The sequence below is a fragment of the Burkholderia anthina genome, from assembly GCF_001547525.1.
GTDB classification, from domain to species: Bacteria; Pseudomonadota; Gammaproteobacteria; order Burkholderiales; family Burkholderiaceae; genus Burkholderia; species Burkholderia semiarida.
Window position 1 is genome coordinate 492867 of record NZ_LNJP01000004.1, and the last position, 16742, is coordinate 509608.

Genomic DNA, 16742 nt, shown 5'->3' on the forward strand with positions numbered 1-16742 from the left:
AACCCGCGTGCGGCCTGGCTGCATGGCCGTGACGCGCCCCGCGCCGCGCGCATCGTGTGCGATCAGCCTGCCTTGCGGACGGGCGGCTGCGCGACCAGTTCGCCGAGCACGCGGATCGCGCGCTCGATGTCGCGGCTCCACGGGTGGCCGAAGTTCACGCGCACGCAGCGCTCGAAGCCGTGCGCGGCCGAAAAGAGCGGCCCCGGGGCGAAGCTGATGCCGCGGGCGATCGCCTGGCGATGCAGTTCCATCGCGTCGATCGCGTCGGGAAACGCGAGCCACAGAAAATACCCGCCGTCGGGCCGTACCCATTCGACGCCGGCCGGCAGCCAGCGCCGCAGCGCGTCGTCCATCCGGTCGAGCTGCGCGTGCAGCGCGCCGCGCAGCTTGCGCAGGTGCCGGTCGTAGCCGCCGTGCTCGAGATAGTTCGCGATGCCGGCCTGCGCCGGAATGCTGGCCGACAGCGTCGTCATCAGCTTGAGCCGCTGCACCTTCTCCGCGAACCGGCCGGCGGCGGCCCAGCCGATCCGGTAGCCGGGCGCGAGCGTCTTCGAGAACGAGCTGCAGTGAATCACGAGGCCATGACGGTCGAACGCGCGCGCGGGCAGCGGGTAGTGCGGGCCGAAATGCAGCTCGCCGTACACGTCGTCTTCGATCAGCGGCACCTCGCGCGCCGCGAGCAGGTCGACGAGCGCGCGCTTTTTTTCGGCGGACAGCGTGACGCCGGTCGGATTCTGGAAATTGGTCATGAACCAGCACGCGCGGATGTCGTGCCGGTCGAGCGCGTTCGCGAGCGCATCGAGATCGAGGCCCGTGCGCGGATCGACGGGAATCTCGACCGCACGCAGGTCGAGCCGCTCGATCGCCTGCAGCGCCGCATAGAAGCCGGGCGCTTCGACGGCGACGACGTCGCCGGGCCGCGTGACGGCCATCAGGCACAGGTTCAGTGCTTCGAGTGCGCCGTTCGTGACGACGATTTCGTCGATCGGCTGCGCGATGCCGGTGGCGAGATAGCGCCGCGCGATCTGCTGGCGCAGCGCTTCGCTGCCGGGCGGCAGGTCGACGACGGTGCTCCACGGGCTCACGAGCCGCGCAGCTTGCGCGAGCGACTTCGCCAGACGCGGCAGCGGAAACAGTTGCGGCGCCGGGAACGCGGACCCGAGCGGCACGATGCCGGGCTGCGTGGCCGCATCGAGCACGGAGAACACGAGGTTGCTGATGTCGACCTTGCGCGTGGCGCCGACGCGGCGCGTACGGCGCTTCGCCGCCGGGCTCGCGGCCGGTTGCGCGCCCGGCGCGACGTAGTAGCCGGAGCGTTCGCGCGCGCGGATCAACCCCCACTGTTCGAGCAGGTAATACGCGCGAAACACCGTCGACTGGCTCACGCCATGCTGCGCGATGATCTGCCGCAGCGACGGCAGGCGCGTGCCGACGGCAAGGTTGCCGTTGCGGATGTCGTCGGCGATCGTGTGGGCGAGGGTTTCGTAGCGTTTCATCGGCGTGGGCGGAGTGCGTCGCCGCCGCACGCGGGCCGCAGCGGCGCCGCGCCGGCGGGCGCGGCCCATTGTCCGATGCGCGGCCCGAAAAGGAAAGCGCGGCTGTTCCGGCCGCGCCGTCCCGCGGCGTCAGGCCGCGTTCGGCTCGACGTTGCGCCCGCTGCCGCCGCGCCGCAGCGGCGGCAACGGCTCGACCTTGCCGACCACGAACAGGTACGACAGTGCACCGACCACGCATAGCGCGCCGGCCACCGCGAGCGGCACCACGAACGAGCCTTTCGTGATCGACAGCATCACGCCGGTGAAGGTCGTGATGAAGATGCCCGCGAGATTGCCCGCGAAGTTCTGGATGCCGCCGAGCGAGGCGACGTGCGCGGGCGTCGGCGCGACTTCGCCGACGAGCGTCCACACGTTGGCGCCGGCGAACGACAGGCTGGCATACGCGAGTGCGAACAGGCCGAGGCAGGCCCAGTCGTTTTCGACGAACGCGGACAGCGCGATCGACGACGACAGCAGCATGCCGAACACGAGGCAGGTCTTGCGCGCGGCGGTGGCGCTCCAGCCGCGGCGGAACAGGCTGTCCGACACGTAGCCGCCGAGCCAGCCGCCGGGAATCGCGAGCAGCGCGGGCAGCATGCCCCACGTGCCGAGCGACGCGAGCGAGAAGCCGCGCGACTGCAGCAGGTAGCTCGGGAACCACGTGATGAAGAAGTAGATCGCGAAGTTCAGGCAGAACAGGCCGATCATCATCCCCCACACGGTGCGGTAGCGGAACAGGTCGAGCCACGACACCTTCGGGCCGTCGGTTGCGGCCGCAACCGTCGGCGCGCCGCGTTGCGCGAGCAGCGCGTCGACGGCGTCCGGCGCGATCGCGCGATAGCGTTCCGGATCGCGATAGACGAACCACCACGCCAGCGCCCATACGATGCCGATGCCGCCCGTGATCACGAACGACCCGCGCCAGCCGACCAGCGAGATCAGCCACGCGACGAGCGGCAGCGACAACGCCGAGCCGACGCGCGAGCCGCTGTCGAAGATGCTGCTGGCCAGCCCGCGCTCGCTGCGCGGGAACCAGTTGAACGCGACCTTCGCGAACGAAGGGATCGCGGCCGCTTCGCCGACGCCGAGCATCAGCCGTACGCCGACCAGTTGCGCGAGGCCGCGCGCGGCGCCCGTCGCGACGGTGAACACCGACCACCAGCCGACGGCCAGCGCGAGGCTCACGCGCACGCCGACCTTGTCGATGAACCAGCCGGCCGGCAATTGCAGGAACGCATAGGTCCAGAAGAACGCGCTCAGCACGAGCCCCATGCCGACCGCGTCGAGGCCGAGATCGGCACGGATGCTGGGTGCGGCGATCGCGAGGTTCGCGCGATCGATGAAGTTGATGACGTTGGCGAGGAAGCACATCAGGATCATGGCCCATCGGATGCGTGGCATGCAGGTGTCTCCATGCGGAATGTCGTGGCGGGCGACCGGCGATCCGCTGCGCCGGCCGCCTCGAAGGGCGGATTACCGCGACGCTTGCGGTGCGCGGTCGAACTTCGTCAGCGCTTCCCACAGGCCGTTCAGGTAGACCGCGCCGAGCGCGCGGTCGTAGAGGCCGTAGCCGGGCTTGCCCGTTTCGCCCCAGATCATGCGGCCATGGTCGGGACGCACGTAGCCGGTGAAGCCGGTGTCGTGGTACGCCTTCACGATCGCGGCGATGTCGAGCGAGCCGCAGCTCGACAGATGCGCGGTTTCCTCGAAATCGCCGTTCGCATCGACCTTCACGTTGCGGATGTGCGCGAAATGGATGCGGCCCATCGCGCCGAACTCGCGCACGAGCGCTTCGACGTCGTTCTCGGGGCCCGCGCCGAGCGAGCCCGAGCACAGCGTCAACCCGTTCGCGGGAGAGTCGACGAGGCGCACGATCCGTGCGAGATCGTCGCGGTTTTTCACGATGCGCGGTAGCCCGAAGATCGGTCGCGGCGGATCGTCGGGGTGGATCGCCATCTTCACGCCGGCTTCCTCGGCGACCGGAATGATCGCCTTCAGGAAGTATTCGAGGTTGGCCCACAGCGCGTGCTCGTCGACGTCGCGGTAGTCGGCGAGCAGCGCCTGCAACTGTTCGGGCCGGTAGCTCGAATCCCAGCCGGGCAGCGCGATGCCGTCGTTCGGATCGATCCGGTCGACCGCGTCGGTGCTGAATGCGAGGCAGGTCGAACCGTCGTCGAGCGTCTTCGACAGCTCGGTGCGCGTCCAGTCGAACACGGGCATGAAGTTGTAGCAGACGACGCGGATGCCGGCCGCGCCGAGATGGCGGATCGTCTGCCGGTAGTGGTCGATCAGGCGGTCGCGGCCCGGCTTGCCGAGCTTGATGTCCTCGTGCACGGGCACCGACTCGACGACGTCGAACTGCAGGCCGGCGCGTTCGATCGTCGCCTTCAGCGCTTCGATCTTGTGCGCGGGCCAGACCTCGCCCACCGGTTCGTCGTAGATCGCGGACACGATATGCGTGACGCCGGGGATCTGGCGGATGTATTGCAGCGAGACCGGATCGGACTCGCCGTACCAACGGAAAGACATCTTCACTGGAGCGGCTCCTGGCTGGCGGTTCATGCGTCGGACGGCTGGGGCGGCAGCGTGCCGGCCCGTCGTCGGTATGCGGATTATGATTGGTATGCCAGTTGTACGGGATAGTGGTTTACCAGTTGTTCGGGCGAACGCTGGCCCGTGTGACGTTTCCGGAAGCGCCAGACAAGGCCGGCCGACGGTCGAACCGGGGGTGTCGTACAAATTGGTGTACCATTTTGACGATCCGGCGCCGCAGCGGCGCCGGCCAGCCTGTTGCGAGCCTTCCGATGACCGATCTTTCCAGCCTGCCCGCCAGCCGCGACACCGATGCCGCGGACCGCTCCTATATCGGCCTCGCGCGACAGATTCACGCGATGGTGGCCGCCGGCGCGTTCGAAGCCGGCGCGCGGCTGCCGTCGGAGCGCAGCCTGGCCGACCAGTTCGGCGTGAGCCGCACGCAGGTGCGCGAGGCGATCATCGCGCTCGAGGTGCAGGGAATCGTCGAGGTGCGGATCGGCTCGGGCATCTATGTGTCGGCGGCCGATGCCGCGCGGCCTGTGACGTTCGAAGTACCGCGCGGCCCGGGGCCGATCGAGACGCTGCGCGCGCGCGGGCTGATCGAGGCGGAAGTCGCGGCGCTCGCGGCGACCGAACGCAAGGATGCCGATCTCGACCGCCTGTTTTTCTCGCTGACGACGATGCGCGAGCAGATGAACGACAAGGCCGCCTATGACGCGGCCGATCGCCAGTTCCATCTGCGAATCGCGGAATCGACCGGCAATACGGTGCTGCTGCACATGGTCACGGCGATGTGGGATTGTGCGCGCAGCGATCCGCTGTGGGACAAGATCGAGGAGCACTTTCACTCGACCGCGCTGCGCGAGGCGTCGCAGGACGATCACCAGCGCATCTTCGCGACGATCATGGCGCGCGACGCGGACGGTGCGCGCGACGCGATGCGCGCGCACCTGTCGCGCGTGATCGCGGAATTCACGCAGGCCTGGCGCTGACGTTCGTCTTCGCGACCCGACACGGGCCTGTGTAATCGCGTCGCATTTGCCGTCCGCGGCCCGCGAACGCGCGCCGTGTGCGGCTTGTTCCAATTGCGCGACCGTGCGTTTTATGGTCTCGTTGCGGGATATCGCATCGACTCGAAAAAGGACAGTCGAATGCAGCCGGGCGATTCACACGGGGTCCCATTGATCAGCGGAATTGGCGCACCCAGGCGCGCACGCGGCGCCGTGCGCGCGCTGCTCGTCATATTGACGCTGGGCTTGCTGGCGCCCGTGCCGCCCACCTTCGCCGCCTCTCCCGAAACCGCCAACGACAACGTGCTGCGCGTGCTGGCGTGGCCCGGTTATGCGGACAGCGATATCGTCAGCGCATTCGAGGCGCAGTTTCATGTGCGCGTCGAGGTGACGCTGGTCGATTCCGACGAAGCGCTGTGGGCGCGCATGCACAGCGCATCGCCGCCCCCGTACGACGTGCTGGCCGCGAATACGGCCGAGATCCAGCGCTATGCGCACGAACACCTGCTCGCACCGATCGACCTGCCGCGCGTCCCGAACCGGCGGCGGCAGTTGCCGAATTTCCAGCAGCTCGCGACGATCGGCGGCCTCGTGCAGGACGGCGCGTCCTACGCGATTCCGTTCACGTATTCGTCGATGGGGCTGATCTACGACCGCAAGCAGGTGCCGGCCGCGCCGCGCTCGATGCGCGAGTTGTGGAATCCGCGCTATCGCGGCAAGGTGCTCGACTTCAACAGCGCGCAGCACAATTTCTCGTTTACGGCGCTGGCGCTCGGCTATCCCGACCCGTTCCGCCTGTCGCCTGCGCAGACGCTTGCCGTCGCCCGCAAGCTGATCGACCTGCGCCGCAACCTGCTGACGTACTACACGCTGCCCGAGGAGGCGACCGCGCTCTTTGTCCAGCATCGCGCAGCGCTGATGTTCGGCAACTACGGCACGCAGCAGGTCGAGCAGTTGCGTCGCGCCGGCGCGGACGTCGGCTACGTGATCCCGGACGAAGGCGCGCTGGCATGGCTCGACTGCTGGGCCGTCACGCGCGGCGCGCAACGTCCCCAGCTCGCGTTCGCGTGGATCAACTACATGCTCGAACCGGCGATCGGCACGCTGCTCACCGAGCGCCAGGGTCTCGCGAACACGCTCGAGCCGCCTCGCGGCGTGGAGACCGGGCGCCAGCATCTCGTCTGGATTCAGCCCGTGGAGGACATCGCGCGCCGCGAATCGCTGTGGAGCCGCATCGTGTCGGGCGACCGGCCGGAGCAGTTCGGAAAATGATCCGGCTCGGGCTCACGTCGAAGCTGTCGGTGCTGTTCGCATGCATCGGCGTGATCGCGTCCGGCACGACCGGCTACTACGCGTATCGCGCCAACCGCGCGATGCTCGTGCAGGAAGCGCAGCACAGCCTGCTGATGTCGACGCAATTGCTCGGCCAGCGCTTCACGACCGCGCTCGCCGACGTGGCCGACGATGCGCTCGTGCTCGCGCAGTTGCCGTCGTCCGCGTTCGTCGCGGGCGCCGACCACCCGGACAACGCGAGCCGCATGCGGCTCGAGCAGGTGTATTACAGCTTCATGAGGAATCATCCGGAATACCTGCAGATCCGCCTGATCGCGAGCGGGCATTTCGGGATCGAACGCATTCGCCTCGATCGCGATGCGCGCGGCATCGTCGTGCTGCCCGAAAGCGTATTCCAGGAGAAAGGACAGTTTTCCTACGTATTCGATACGCTCGCGATGGCGCCCGGTCATATCTACCTGTCGCCGATCGCGATCAATCACGAGACGGGCGCGCATGCGGCGCAAGGGCTGCCGATCCTGCGCGTGGGGACGCCGGTGGTCGACGCGTCGGGCCAGACGGTCGGCGCGCTCGTCGTCGACGTCGAGCTGTCGCGCGTGTTCGACCGGCTCGAACGCGACCTGCCGCGAGACTACGGGGTCTATCTCGCGAACGAGTGGGGCGACTTTCTCGTGCATCCCGATTCGTCACAGACGTTCGGCTTCGATCGCGGCCGGCGCGTGCTGATGCAGGATCGCTTCGCGGCCACGCGCGCGCTGTTCGACAGTGCGCGCACGAACGTGACGCTCAACGGCCTCGCGCAGCCCGACGAGGCGCCGGGCCAGATGTTCGCGTTCGTGCGTACGCCGTTCGGGCACGACGACGGCAACCGCTTCGTCGTGCTCGGGATGGCCCGCCCGCTGGGCGACGTGCTCGCGCCGGCCGGCATGCTGGGCGAACGGATCGTCAGGATGGTGCTCGTATCGAGCATGCTCGCGGTGATCCTTGCGATCCTGTTCGCGCGTGCGATCACGCGGCCGTTGCAGACGCTTGCGCGCGCGGCGACGCATGTGTTCGACGATCCGGCCGCCGAACGGCTGCCGGTCGAGCGTGCCGACGAGATCGGCGTGCTCGCGCGCTGTTTCGAAAGCATGCGCGTCGAGATCCGCACGCAGGTCGCGATGCTGCGCGCGAAGCAGCAGGAGCTCACGCATCTCGCCGGCCACGATCCGCTGACCGCGCTGCCGAATCGTATGCTGTTCATGGAGCATCTGGACGCCGCGATCCGGCACGCGGCCGCGGTACGCGAAGGACTGGCCGTCATGTTCGTCGACCTGGACGGGTTCAAGCAGATCAACGACCAGCTCGGACACTCGGCCGGCGATCGCACGCTGGTCACCGTTGCGAAGCGGTTGACCCACGTGCTGCGCAGCGGCGACATGGTGGCCCGGCTCGGCGGCGACGAATTCATCGTGCTGCTCTCGGACGTGCATTCGCCGGCGGTGATCGGCGATGTCGCGACGCGCATCCAGATCGTGATGGCCGAGGAACTGGAGTTCGACGAACGGCGCGTGGCCGTCGGGGCGAGCATCGGTGTCAGCGAGTTCCCCGCGGACGGCGCGTCGGCCGAGGAACTGCTCGTCAAGGCCGACGCGGCGATGTACGCGGCCAAGGCGTCCGCGCAGCGCGCATGCGTGCGCTACCAGGATCTGATTCGGGGCAGCGCGCCGGACGAGACCGGCCGCGTCGCGTCGGGCGGCCGCTGACGGCGGGCCGAAACGCGAAGAGCCCGTCGCGGGACGGGCTCTTCGCCGTGCGGGCTGCGCGCGCAGGGCGCGCGGCGGCGCGCTTAATGGCCGAAGTAGACCGAGTCGTGCCGGCTTTGCACCCGCACGGCCGGTGCGCCGCTCTCGCCGGTCGCGGCCGGTTGCGAACCGAAGCCGCTGTTGTCGACGCCGCGCACGCGGGCTTCCGCGGCCTGGACGTCGGCCGGGTAGTACGGGCTCGACTGGCTCGGCTTGTAGCCGGCGTTTTCGAGCTGGACCAGTTCGTTGCGCACCTGGGCGCGGGTCACGGTGCTTTGTGCGAATGCGCCGAACGAGGCGGACAGGGCGACGGCGGCTGCGACTGCGGAAACGAGCGATTTCATGATGACCTCCGGTGTTTATTGGCTTTCCGCGTTCGACGCCATGTCGTCAGCGGTTGAATACATCGTAGGCGCCGGGTCACCTAGGGTAAACGTGAATTTGAGCGAAAGATCGTTGCTTTCGCGGTAACAATGCCGCGACCGAACGCCTTCTGTCCCCATGCTGTATTACGGGGATTGAACGGAGTGGCGGGAGAGTGAAAGGGCCGGATGCTCCGCAGCCGCGGGCGCCGGAGCGTCGAAGGGCCGGCGACCGTCGGGGCGGCGGCACGGCTCGCGCCAGGGTGCCGGATCAGACCCCGTCGTCGTCGATTTCCTTGCGCTCGCGGCGTTCCTCGTTGCCGCGACGCGCGCGCAGCCGCTGGCGCGACAGGACCGCGATCACTTGCTGGGTCGGCGCGCCGGACGGCAACTCGTTGCGGATGCGATCGGGGACCATCGGCAGGCCCGCGCGCTGCCGGCGCAGCGCCTTGGCGATTGCCCGGCGGCATTCGTCGCCGTGGCAATCCCATTCATCGCGGATTCTCTGGCAATAACGGCATTGTTCCATCCGGCTAGTCTAGCGCGTCTTCGGGAATGGAGCAGGACGTGGTGCCGGACGCCGGCGGCGCCGGGCGTGGCAGTCCTTCAGTCGGATTGAAGTGCATCATCGAATGGTGCGGCGTGGCGACGCGTGGGTGTCCGCTGCCTGACCGCAGGGCCGGTTCAATATAATTCAAGAGAACGCGGCGCACCATGCACGAAGTACATGCCCTCGAACAAGGAAACCCGATGACGCTTGCCCAGTTGCAGGCCCTGGCTGCGGTGGTCGAACTCGGCTCGCTGACGGCCGCGGCAGACCGGCTCAGCCGCAGCCAATCCGCGATCAGCCACGCGCTGACGGAGCTGGAGGACATCACGCAGGTCAAGCTGCTCTGGCGCGACCGGCAGCCGGTCGTCCTGACGGCGGCCGGCGAACGCCTGTGGCCGTATGTGCAGAGCGTGGTGCGGGAAGCGCAGCTGCTGCGTCAGCAGTTCAGCCTGGCGCGCGGCAAGCTCGAAGGAAAGCTGGTGGTCGCGTCGCTGCCGAGCGTGTCGCTGGCGTTCGTCGTTCCCGCGCTCGAGGCGTTGAAGGCGATGCACCCGGGCGTATCGGCGGTGCTGCTCGAAGGCACGGACAGCGAAGTCGAAGGGTGGATCGACGACGGGACGGCCGACGTCGGCGTGGTGGCCGGCACGAAGACGTTCGCGCACAACCTGCCGCTGCTCGACGAGGATTTCGTCGCGGTGGCGGCCGCCGACATGTTCGCCGGCCGCAAGAGCGTGTCGGCCAGGCAGTTGGCCGCGGCGCCGTTCATCTTCTCGAAGGCCGGGTGCGGGCCGGTGATCGCGGATTACTTCGCGCGCGGCGGCGCGCCGCTTCGGGCGGCGTTCAACGTGGTCGAGATGCGCACCATCCTGTCGATGGCCGAAGCCGGCATGGGCGTGTCGATCGTGCCGCGCATCACGCTCACGTACACACCGTTCGGCGGCCGCGTGCTGGCCCTGTCGCCGCGGCTGCATCGGTCCGTGCGGCTGGCGTGGAATACCGCCGGCAACGCGGTCGCCGACGCGTTCGTGCGGCTCGTCGACGCGCAACGTGCGAAAGCGGAAAAGACGATTCGCACGCGCGCGAAAAAGGGCAGGTAGCGGCCGACCGCAAGATGAACGGCGCTCATGGGCCGCTTGCAGTTTTTTCATGCCGATGACGGCCGCGATGCAATACATTGTTCGCACCTCGTGATCGTCGCCCTGAAGGAGCGTGCCGTGCCTGCCTTGCCCACCCTGTTTGCGTTCGGACTCGTGTCGCTCGGCATGGTGCTGACGCCCGGACCGAACATGATCTACCTGGTTTCGCGCTCGATCTGCCAGGGCCGCCGCGCCGGGCTGGTGTCGCTCGGCGGCGTCGCGCTGGGATTCGTGTTCTACATGGTGTGCGCGGCCGTGGGCATTACCGCGCTGGTGATGACCGTGCCGTATGCGTACGATGCGCTGCGCGTTGCCGGCGCGCTGTATCTCGCCTACCTCGCGTGGCAGGCGCTGAAGCCGGGCGGGCGCTCCGCGTTTCAGGTCAGGGAGTTGCCGCACGACAGCCGCATCAGGTTGTTCGCGATGGGCTTCGTCACGAACCTCGCGAACCCGAAGATCGCGGTGATGTACCTGTCGTTGCTGCCGCAGTTCATCGTGCCGGGGCACGGCAGCGTGCTCGCGCAATCGCTCGCGCTCGGCTGCGTGCAGATCGCGGTGAGCGTCAGCGTCAACGCGCTGATCGCGTGCGCGGCCGGTTCGATCGCGGGCTTTCTCGCGGGGCGGCCGCTCTGGGCGGCGATTCAGCGCTGGCTGATGGGGACGGTGCTGGCCGGGCTGGCGATGCGGATCGCGCTCGAATCGCAAAGCTAGCGCGGTGGACGCGGCTCCGAGCACGGCCGGTCGCGATCCGGCCTGCCGTCAATGCCAGGCCATCGTCACCCGTGGCAATTGCCCTCGGCCTGCTTGCTCGTCCGCACGGGCTCGGCCTTGTCACGACGCCGGCCGCGTGTCGCGAGCCAGCACAGGATCGACCCGCCGCACACCATCGACGCGCCTTGCCAGAATTCGGCGGACAGCGGCGCATCGAGCAGCATCGCGGCGAGGGCGGCGGCGAGCACCGGCGTGAAGTACGATGCGCCGACGATGACCGTCACGTTGCCGTGCATGATGCCGGTGTTCCAGGCCGCATAGCCCAAGCCGAGCGCCGACGCCGCCAGCACGAGATACGCGACCGCGTGCCAGCTGAACGTCATGGCGCCGCCGCCTTCGATCGCGAACTTGATCCAGAGCACCGCGGCGACCAGCATGAAGAACGGCGTGACGCCGTTCCTGCCGTCGGCGAGGCGCGCGGTCACCGTGCAATAACCGGCCCAGATCAGCGCGCCGAAGAATGCCAGCCCGTAACTCAGCGGATTGTCCGCGACGTTGCGCAGCATGCCGGCCGGATCGAGCCCCTGGTCGCCGCCGAGCACCCGGCAGATGCCGAGCATCGACAGCAGGACGCCGGGCACGACCAGCAGATTCGCGCGCTGCTTGTTGAATACGATGGCGGCGACCAGCGTGAGGCTCGGCCACAGATAGTTGACCATCGCGACTTCGATCGCTTGCTGACCGTTGCGCGCATAGCCGATCGACAGCGACAGGCATACCTCGTACGACACGAACAGCAGCCCGCCCCAGAGCAGATAGTTTTTCGGAAATCGGCTCAGGTCCGGGAAGCCGATCGAGAACAGCAGCAGCACGGACGCCACCGTATAGATCATCGCCGCGCCGCCGGTCGCGCCGAGGCTTTCGCTGACCCCGCGAACGAGCGCGACCACCGAGGCCCACAACAGCACCGCGCCGAGCCCGATGAGCGTTGCCTGGTTCTTGCGTTTCATGCTTGCTGCGTGTTTCAACATGCCCATTCGATTTCGGATGATTCGGGTCGGCTCGCGCGTGCTGGTGTCGCGAGCAGCGGTACCAAGCGAGGGGTTCCGCCGGAAACGCGCATTTTACGGGGGCGCGGCCGTTGCGGCGTTGCAGCCGCACCTGTATGACCGATGCAGTCGCGCGAACCGATCACGCGTCGTCGATGCGCCACGGCGCGCCGATTTCCGACAACACGGGTCGATCGAGTCGAGCATCGCGTTCCGCATCGGGCCGAGCGTGGTGACAAGGAGGAAACCGGCTTCGTCGATCGACAGATCGATCAGCGGCCAGCCGCCGGCCGCATCGCGAACTTCAAGCCGCCGTTCGTGTGGATCGACGTCGACGTCGCCATGCGCTTGTCGCGGCACATGGCGATGGCATCGAATGCGGCGGCCGAAGGCGGCGTGCGAATGCGGTATTCGAAACTCATCTGCATGGGTCTGTATGCGAGGCGGGCAGTCTAACCCGCGCCGGGGTATTCCGTTCTCGACGGCGACGCGTCGGACGCCCGCCGCAGCGGGCGCCCGACGCGTCGATCACCGCTCGCGCCGCTTCTTGCTCAGCTCGATCGTCTCGAACAGTTCGTATTGCGCGGTCGGCTGCTGATCGGCGCCCGGCGCGTGGTAGTAGCGCATCGTGATCGTCGTGTGGCCGCCCGGCTTGCCCGGATCGTGGTCGAACACCGCGATGCCGTAGCCGGTGCCCGTATCGCGGCGCGCGGACCAGATCGCATCCTCGAGCGCATCGGCCGGCTGGCGCACGAACGTGTTCGGCGCGGTGCCCGGCACCGGCCGGTTCGGCTTCGTGAACACCTTTGCCTGCGCGAAGCCGGTCGACGGGTTTTCGCCGTACACGTCGAGCGGCGCGCTGGTGCCGCCGCCGCCGAGGATCAGGTGGATCGTGCCGTGGCTCGTGTCGAACGTCGTGCGGTCGGGATCGTTCGAGCCGACCGGGCGCGGCTGCAGCGTTTCGACCACTTCGCCGGTCTTCGCGTCGACGCCCGCGCGGTGATTGCAGCCGCGCACCGGATAGCTGCGCTCGTAGTCGTGATCGTGGCCGCACAGTACGAGATCGACGCCGTAGCGGTCGAACAGCGGCAGCCACGCTTCGCGAATGCCCTTGTCGGACCCGTTGCCCGTCTTCGACGAACTGAGCGCGTCCTGGTGCATCTGCACGACGATCCAGTCGATGTCGTCGTCATGCGCGGCGTGCCGCAGCGTGCGTTCGAGCCAGCGCGTCTGCTCGCCGTTGCTGTAGCCGCGCACATAGAACGACGTACCGGGCTCGATCGGCGGGCGGCCGGTGCTCGCGGCCGGCACGAGCGGCGCCGGGCCGCCGACGAACGCGGCGGCATCCTGGTACACGACGTCGTCGGCGTCGAGCGACACGAACAGCACCGAGCTCACGCGGAAGCTGTACCAGCGGCCCGGAAAGTGCGTGCCGTTCTCCGGCAGCGTGTAGCGGGCGAGGTACGAGTCGAGCCCCTGCGGACCGTTGTTGAATTCGATCTCGTGATTGCCGGGGCACGGCATCCACGGGCGATTCGCGGCCGACGTCTGGTTGTTGTTGCCGAAATCGCGCCACACGTCGGGCTGGTGCGCGGGGTTCAGGTTCGCGTAGCAGAGGTCACCGTTCAGCAGGTGAAAGAGCGGCTGGAACTGCTCGACGGCCTGCACCGCGAAGCGGCTCTGCGGCGACGACAGCACCCACGCGCCGTTCGGCGTCGCGAGATCGCCGTAGCTCGTGAAACGAAACGGTGCGCGGCCGCGCGGCGCGGTCGAGAAATTCGCGGAGAACGGCTGTGCGGCATGGCTGTCGTTGTCGGCCGTGATCTCGTAGCGGTAGCGCGTATCCGGCTTCAGCCCGTGCACGCGCGCGTGGTACGTGAACACCGTTTCGCCGTTCAGGCCGTCGGTGTACAGGCGCTGGACGCCGTGCACGGTGCGAGCCGGCTCGCCGTCGGCGACGATGCGCGCGCGCGGGTTCACGGCCGGCGCGAGCGACGCCCACGAGATCACGACTTCGGACGTCGGGTCGTTGCCCCACGTCAGGTGAACCTGTTCGGGCGTGCCGTCCGGGTTCGACGCCGCGGCGCGGGCAGCCGCGAGCCCGCCGGCGGCGGTGGCGAGGCCGGACACGCCGGCGAGTTTCAGGAAGCCGCGACGCGACACGGACGCGGCCGGCTCGTTCGGCTGGTCAGGGAGAGTGTCCTGGTTCGACATGGTCGGTGTTTTTGTTGATGGGGCGCGAGGTGGGGAACCGTGCGGCCATGCGCGAGCACGGCCGGGGCCTGGGCCGGAAACGAGCGGGATCCCGGTCGCATGCATTGTCGAAGGGCAGTTTTGCCGCGGTGTGACAGTACCGCGACCCGGCATGCGTGGTGGCCGGTGCGGACAACCGCGCGTTGCGCGCCTCCAGTCACCATCGGTGCCGGGGCGCACCCGAAATTTATTTGACGACACCGCGACGGATTTCTCCTGCCTGCTCCGTTTAACGCATGAACGACCGCTTCTGGTCGATGCCCGTTATTTCGGAGTCTTTCATGAAACTTTCCGTTCCGTTGCGATTGGCTGCCGGATGCGTGGCCGCGCTTGCGGCGTCGGCGGCATTCGCGCAGGCCGTCATCGTCGCGCCTTACGCGCCGCCACCGCCGCGCGTCGAAGTGATGCCGGCGCCCCGTGCGGGTTACGTATGGGATCAGGGCCACTGGCACTGGCGGCAAGGCCGCTACGTATGGATTCCGGGCCACTGGCAGGTCGTGCGGGTCGGTTACCACTGGGTGCCCGGACACTGGGCCGCGCGCGGCCCGGCCTGGCGCTGGGTGCCGGGGCACTGGGCCTGACGCGCAGGCAGCGGCGCGGCACGCAATGGCGGCGCAGCGGATTTTTCACGCAACATCATGAGTCGAAGCGATGCCTTTTCGAACCATCGTGATACTGGCGGCGGCCGCCATCGTGCTGGCCGGCTGCGTCGTGGTGCCGGCCCGTCCGGTGTATTACCGGCCCGCGCCGGTCGTCGTATATTGAGCGCGCCGGCCGACGCTCGCGCGGCCGGCTGATGGGATCGACATGCGGCGCGAACCGGACGTCGATGAAACGGATATGGCCGACACCGTGTGCCATGCCGGGCGCGACGCGCGCGGCGTTGACGAACGGTCGGCATGGCGCCGTCCGGCGCCGGCCCGACGCATGCAAGGAGAGCACCACGATGAGCTTCAGCCGGGCGGCGGTTCCCTCTGCCGTGACAGTGCAGCGCTCGCGCGCCGGTCGACGGAGCCGGCGGCGTTGAGCGATCGCGGCGACCGCGATCCGGACGCGGAACTCGTCGCGCGCGTCGGCGCGCGCGATTCATCGGCGGTGCGCGTGCTCGTCGCGCGCAAGCTACCGCGGCTGCTCGCATTGGCGACGCGCATGCTCGGCGACCGGAACGAAGCCGAGGACGTCGCGCAGGAGACGTTCTTGCGAATCTGGAATCAGGCGCCGCGCTGGCGCGAAGGCGAAGCCCGCTTCGACACGTGGTTGCATCGCGTCGTGCTGAACCTGTGCTACGACCGGTTGCGCGGCCGGCGCGAGGAGCCCGTCGATACGCTGCCCGACGTGCCCGACACGCAACCGGAGCCGGCCGCGCATGCGGAACTGCGTTCGCGCGACGCGCGCGTGCGCCAGGCCCTGGCTGCATTGCCGCCGAGGCAGCGGGAAGCGCTGGTGCTCCAGTACTATCAGGAAATGTCGAACGTGGAAGCGGCCAACCTGATGGGCATCACCGTCGATGCGCTGGAAAGCCTGCTCGCCCGTGCGCGGCGCAATCTGCGCGCGCAACTGGCCGGCGACCCACCTAGCGAGGACAAGCGATGACACCCGAACGATTTCGCACCATCGTCGCCGCGTACGGTTCGGACGCGCGGCGCTGGCCGGCCGCCGAGCGCGCGGCCGCCGAGGCGTGGGCGCACGCGAACCCGCGCGACGCGCTGCTGGCGCTCGACGATGCGGCCGACCTCGATGCGTGGCTCGCGTGCGATACGGTCGAGCCGCCCGCGCCGTCGCTCGTCGAGCGCATCGTCGCGACGGCGCCCGCGCCGCGGCGCGCACGCCGGCGCGGCGCCGTATGGTGGTCGGGCGCGGCGTTCGCGGGCGTCGGCCTCGCCGGTGCGCTCGCGGGCGCGGTGGCCGTGTCGATGCTGATGCTCGGCAGCGCGCCGCCGGCGCCGCACGAGCCGGGCTATCTGACGACGACGTTCGGCAGCCCTAGCGTGGACGGGAGCGACGAATGACCGAACGCGGCTGGAAACTCACCCTCGTCGGCTCGGTCGTGCTGAACGTGTTCATGCTCGGCGCGATCGGCGGCGGCGCATATCAATGGTTCTCGACGCATCGCGACCTGCATGCGGGCGGCACGCCCGCGCAGCGCACGGCGTTGCGTTTCGCGGCGGACGAATTGCCCGATGCGCGGCAGCGCGAGTTCGCCGCCGCGCTGAAGGCGGCGCGCAAGAGCGGCCGCGATTTCGCGCGCGAAGGGCGCGACGGCCGGATTACCGTGCTGGACCTGCTCGCCGCGCCGCAACTCGATCGCGCGGCGATCGATGCGGCGCTCGAGCGCACGCGCGCGGCCGACACCGCGATGCGTGCGCAGGTCGAGCGCAGCGTCGTCGATTTCGCGGCAACGCTGACGCCCGACGAGCGCGTGAAGTTCGTCGACGGGTTGCAGCACAGCGGCAACTGGCGTCTGCCGCCGAAGCTGCGGAAGAAGCCGGACGCATCGGCGAGCGAGTAAGCCGCGCGCGGGCGG

The 16742-nt window shown here is 68.7% G+C and carries 17 protein-coding genes; 10 read left to right on the forward strand and 7 right to left on the reverse strand.

Features of this window, described 5'->3' with window-relative positions:
* Window positions 1-62: 62 nt before the first annotated feature.
* From WS64_RS31340 to uxuA, 3 genes are all read right to left on the reverse strand, one after another.
* Complete coding sequence (locus WS64_RS31340) at window positions 63-1496, reverse strand: aminotransferase-like domain-containing protein (protein WP_060968963.1); 1434 nt, start codon at window positions 1494-1496, stop codon at window positions 63-65.
* A gap of 129 nt (window positions 1497-1625) precedes the next feature.
* Window positions 1626-2936 carry an MFS transporter gene (locus tag WS64_RS31345; protein ID WP_060968866.1) on the reverse strand — a complete coding sequence of 437 codons (1311 nt, stop codon included), beginning with the start codon at window positions 2934-2936 and terminating at the stop codon, window positions 1626-1628.
* A 72-nt stretch (window positions 2937-3008) separates the two neighbouring features.
* A complete protein-coding gene (gene uxuA, locus WS64_RS31350; RefSeq protein WP_179231779.1) occupies window positions 3009-4070 on the reverse strand; it encodes a mannonate dehydratase in 1062 nt (353 codons plus the stop codon).
* A 269-nt stretch (window positions 4071-4339) separates the two neighbouring features.
* Here uxuA and WS64_RS31355 point away from each other — a divergent pair, with 269 nt between their 5' ends.
* From WS64_RS31355 to WS64_RS31365, 3 genes are all read left to right on the forward strand, one after another.
* Entirely contained in the window at window positions 4340-5062 is a 723-nt protein-coding gene (locus WS64_RS31355) for a FadR/GntR family transcriptional regulator (protein WP_059585058.1), read from the forward strand.
* Window positions 5063-5221: 159 nt separating this feature from the next.
* Window positions 5222-6352 (forward strand): ABC transporter substrate-binding protein, encoded by a 1131-nt coding sequence (locus WS64_RS31360; protein ID WP_059585059.1) that lies wholly within the window; start codon window positions 5222-5224, stop codon window positions 6350-6352.
* The gene (locus WS64_RS31365; protein ID WP_060968867.1) at window positions 6349-8118 is read left to right on the forward strand and encodes a GGDEF domain-containing protein; all 1770 of its coding nucleotides are present in this window, start codon (window positions 6349-6351) and stop codon (window positions 8116-8118) included. The genes WS64_RS31360 and WS64_RS31365 overlap by 4 nt, the downstream gene beginning before the upstream one ends.
* A gap of 83 nt (window positions 8119-8201) precedes the next feature.
* Here the strand turns inward: WS64_RS31365 and WS64_RS31370 are convergent, their stop codons facing one another.
* Together WS64_RS31370 and WS64_RS31375 are read right to left on the reverse strand one after the other, a co-directional pair.
* Complete coding sequence (locus WS64_RS31370; RefSeq protein ID WP_059585061.1) at window positions 8202-8501, reverse strand: DUF4148 domain-containing protein; 300 nt, start codon at window positions 8499-8501, stop codon at window positions 8202-8204.
* Between the two features lie 289 nt (window positions 8502-8790).
* Window positions 8791-9048, reverse strand: coding sequence for a hypothetical protein (locus tag WS64_RS31375; protein WP_006478949.1), 258 nt, complete (start codon window positions 9046-9048; stop codon window positions 8791-8793).
* Between the two features lie 221 nt (window positions 9049-9269).
* On the opposite strand from WS64_RS31375, the gene WS64_RS31380 reads away from it, so the two are divergent.
* Window positions 9270-10166 carry a LysR family transcriptional regulator gene (locus WS64_RS31380; RefSeq protein ID WP_060968964.1) on the forward strand — a complete coding sequence of 299 codons (897 nt, stop codon included), beginning with the start codon at window positions 9270-9272 and terminating at the stop codon, window positions 10164-10166.
* Between the two features lie 117 nt (window positions 10167-10283).
* A complete protein-coding gene (locus WS64_RS31385; RefSeq protein WP_060968965.1) occupies window positions 10284-10916 on the forward strand; it encodes a LysE family translocator in 633 nt (210 codons plus the stop codon).
* 65 nt (window positions 10917-10981) lie between these two features.
* Here WS64_RS31385 and yddG read toward each other — a convergent pair whose 3' ends face one another.
* Window positions 10982-11926 carry an aromatic amino acid DMT transporter YddG gene (gene yddG / locus WS64_RS31390; protein ID WP_060968868.1) on the reverse strand — a complete coding sequence of 315 codons (945 nt, stop codon included), beginning with the start codon at window positions 11924-11926 and terminating at the stop codon, window positions 10982-10984.
* Between the two features lie 162 nt (window positions 11927-12088).
* On the opposite strand from yddG, the gene WS64_RS34775 reads away from it, so the two are divergent.
* Entirely contained in the window at window positions 12089-12421 is a 333-nt protein-coding gene (locus WS64_RS34775; RefSeq protein WP_155720521.1) for a hypothetical protein, read from the forward strand.
* A gap of 72 nt (window positions 12422-12493) precedes the next feature.
* Here WS64_RS34775 and WS64_RS31395 read toward each other — a convergent pair whose 3' ends face one another.
* Window positions 12494-14179 (reverse strand): purple acid phosphatase family protein, encoded by a 1686-nt coding sequence (locus tag WS64_RS31395; protein WP_060968869.1) that lies wholly within the window; start codon window positions 14177-14179, stop codon window positions 12494-12496.
* Between the two features lie 320 nt (window positions 14180-14499).
* Between WS64_RS31395 and WS64_RS31400 the strand changes: the two genes are divergently transcribed.
* The 4 genes from WS64_RS31400 (at window position 14500) to WS64_RS31415 (ending at window position 16727) form a co-directional block, all read left to right on the forward strand.
* Window positions 14500-14799, forward strand: a complete 300-nt coding sequence (locus tag WS64_RS31400; protein WP_059639951.1) for a YXWGXW repeat-containing protein — start codon at window positions 14500-14502, stop codon at window positions 14797-14799.
* Window positions 14800-15025: 226 nt separating this feature from the next.
* Window positions 15026-15811, forward strand: coding sequence for an RNA polymerase sigma factor (locus tag WS64_RS31405; RefSeq protein WP_081059141.1), 786 nt, complete (start codon window positions 15026-15028; stop codon window positions 15809-15811).
* Entirely contained in the window at window positions 15808-16227 is a 420-nt protein-coding gene (locus tag WS64_RS31410) for a hypothetical protein (protein WP_060310888.1), read from the forward strand. The genes WS64_RS31405 and WS64_RS31410 overlap by 4 nt, the downstream gene beginning before the upstream one ends.
* Window positions 16224-16727, forward strand: coding sequence for a periplasmic heavy metal sensor (locus WS64_RS31415; RefSeq protein WP_060310889.1), 504 nt, complete (start codon window positions 16224-16226; stop codon window positions 16725-16727). Before WS64_RS31410 ends, WS64_RS31415 begins: the two co-directional genes overlap by 4 nt.
* Window positions 16728-16742: the final 15 nt, after the last annotated feature.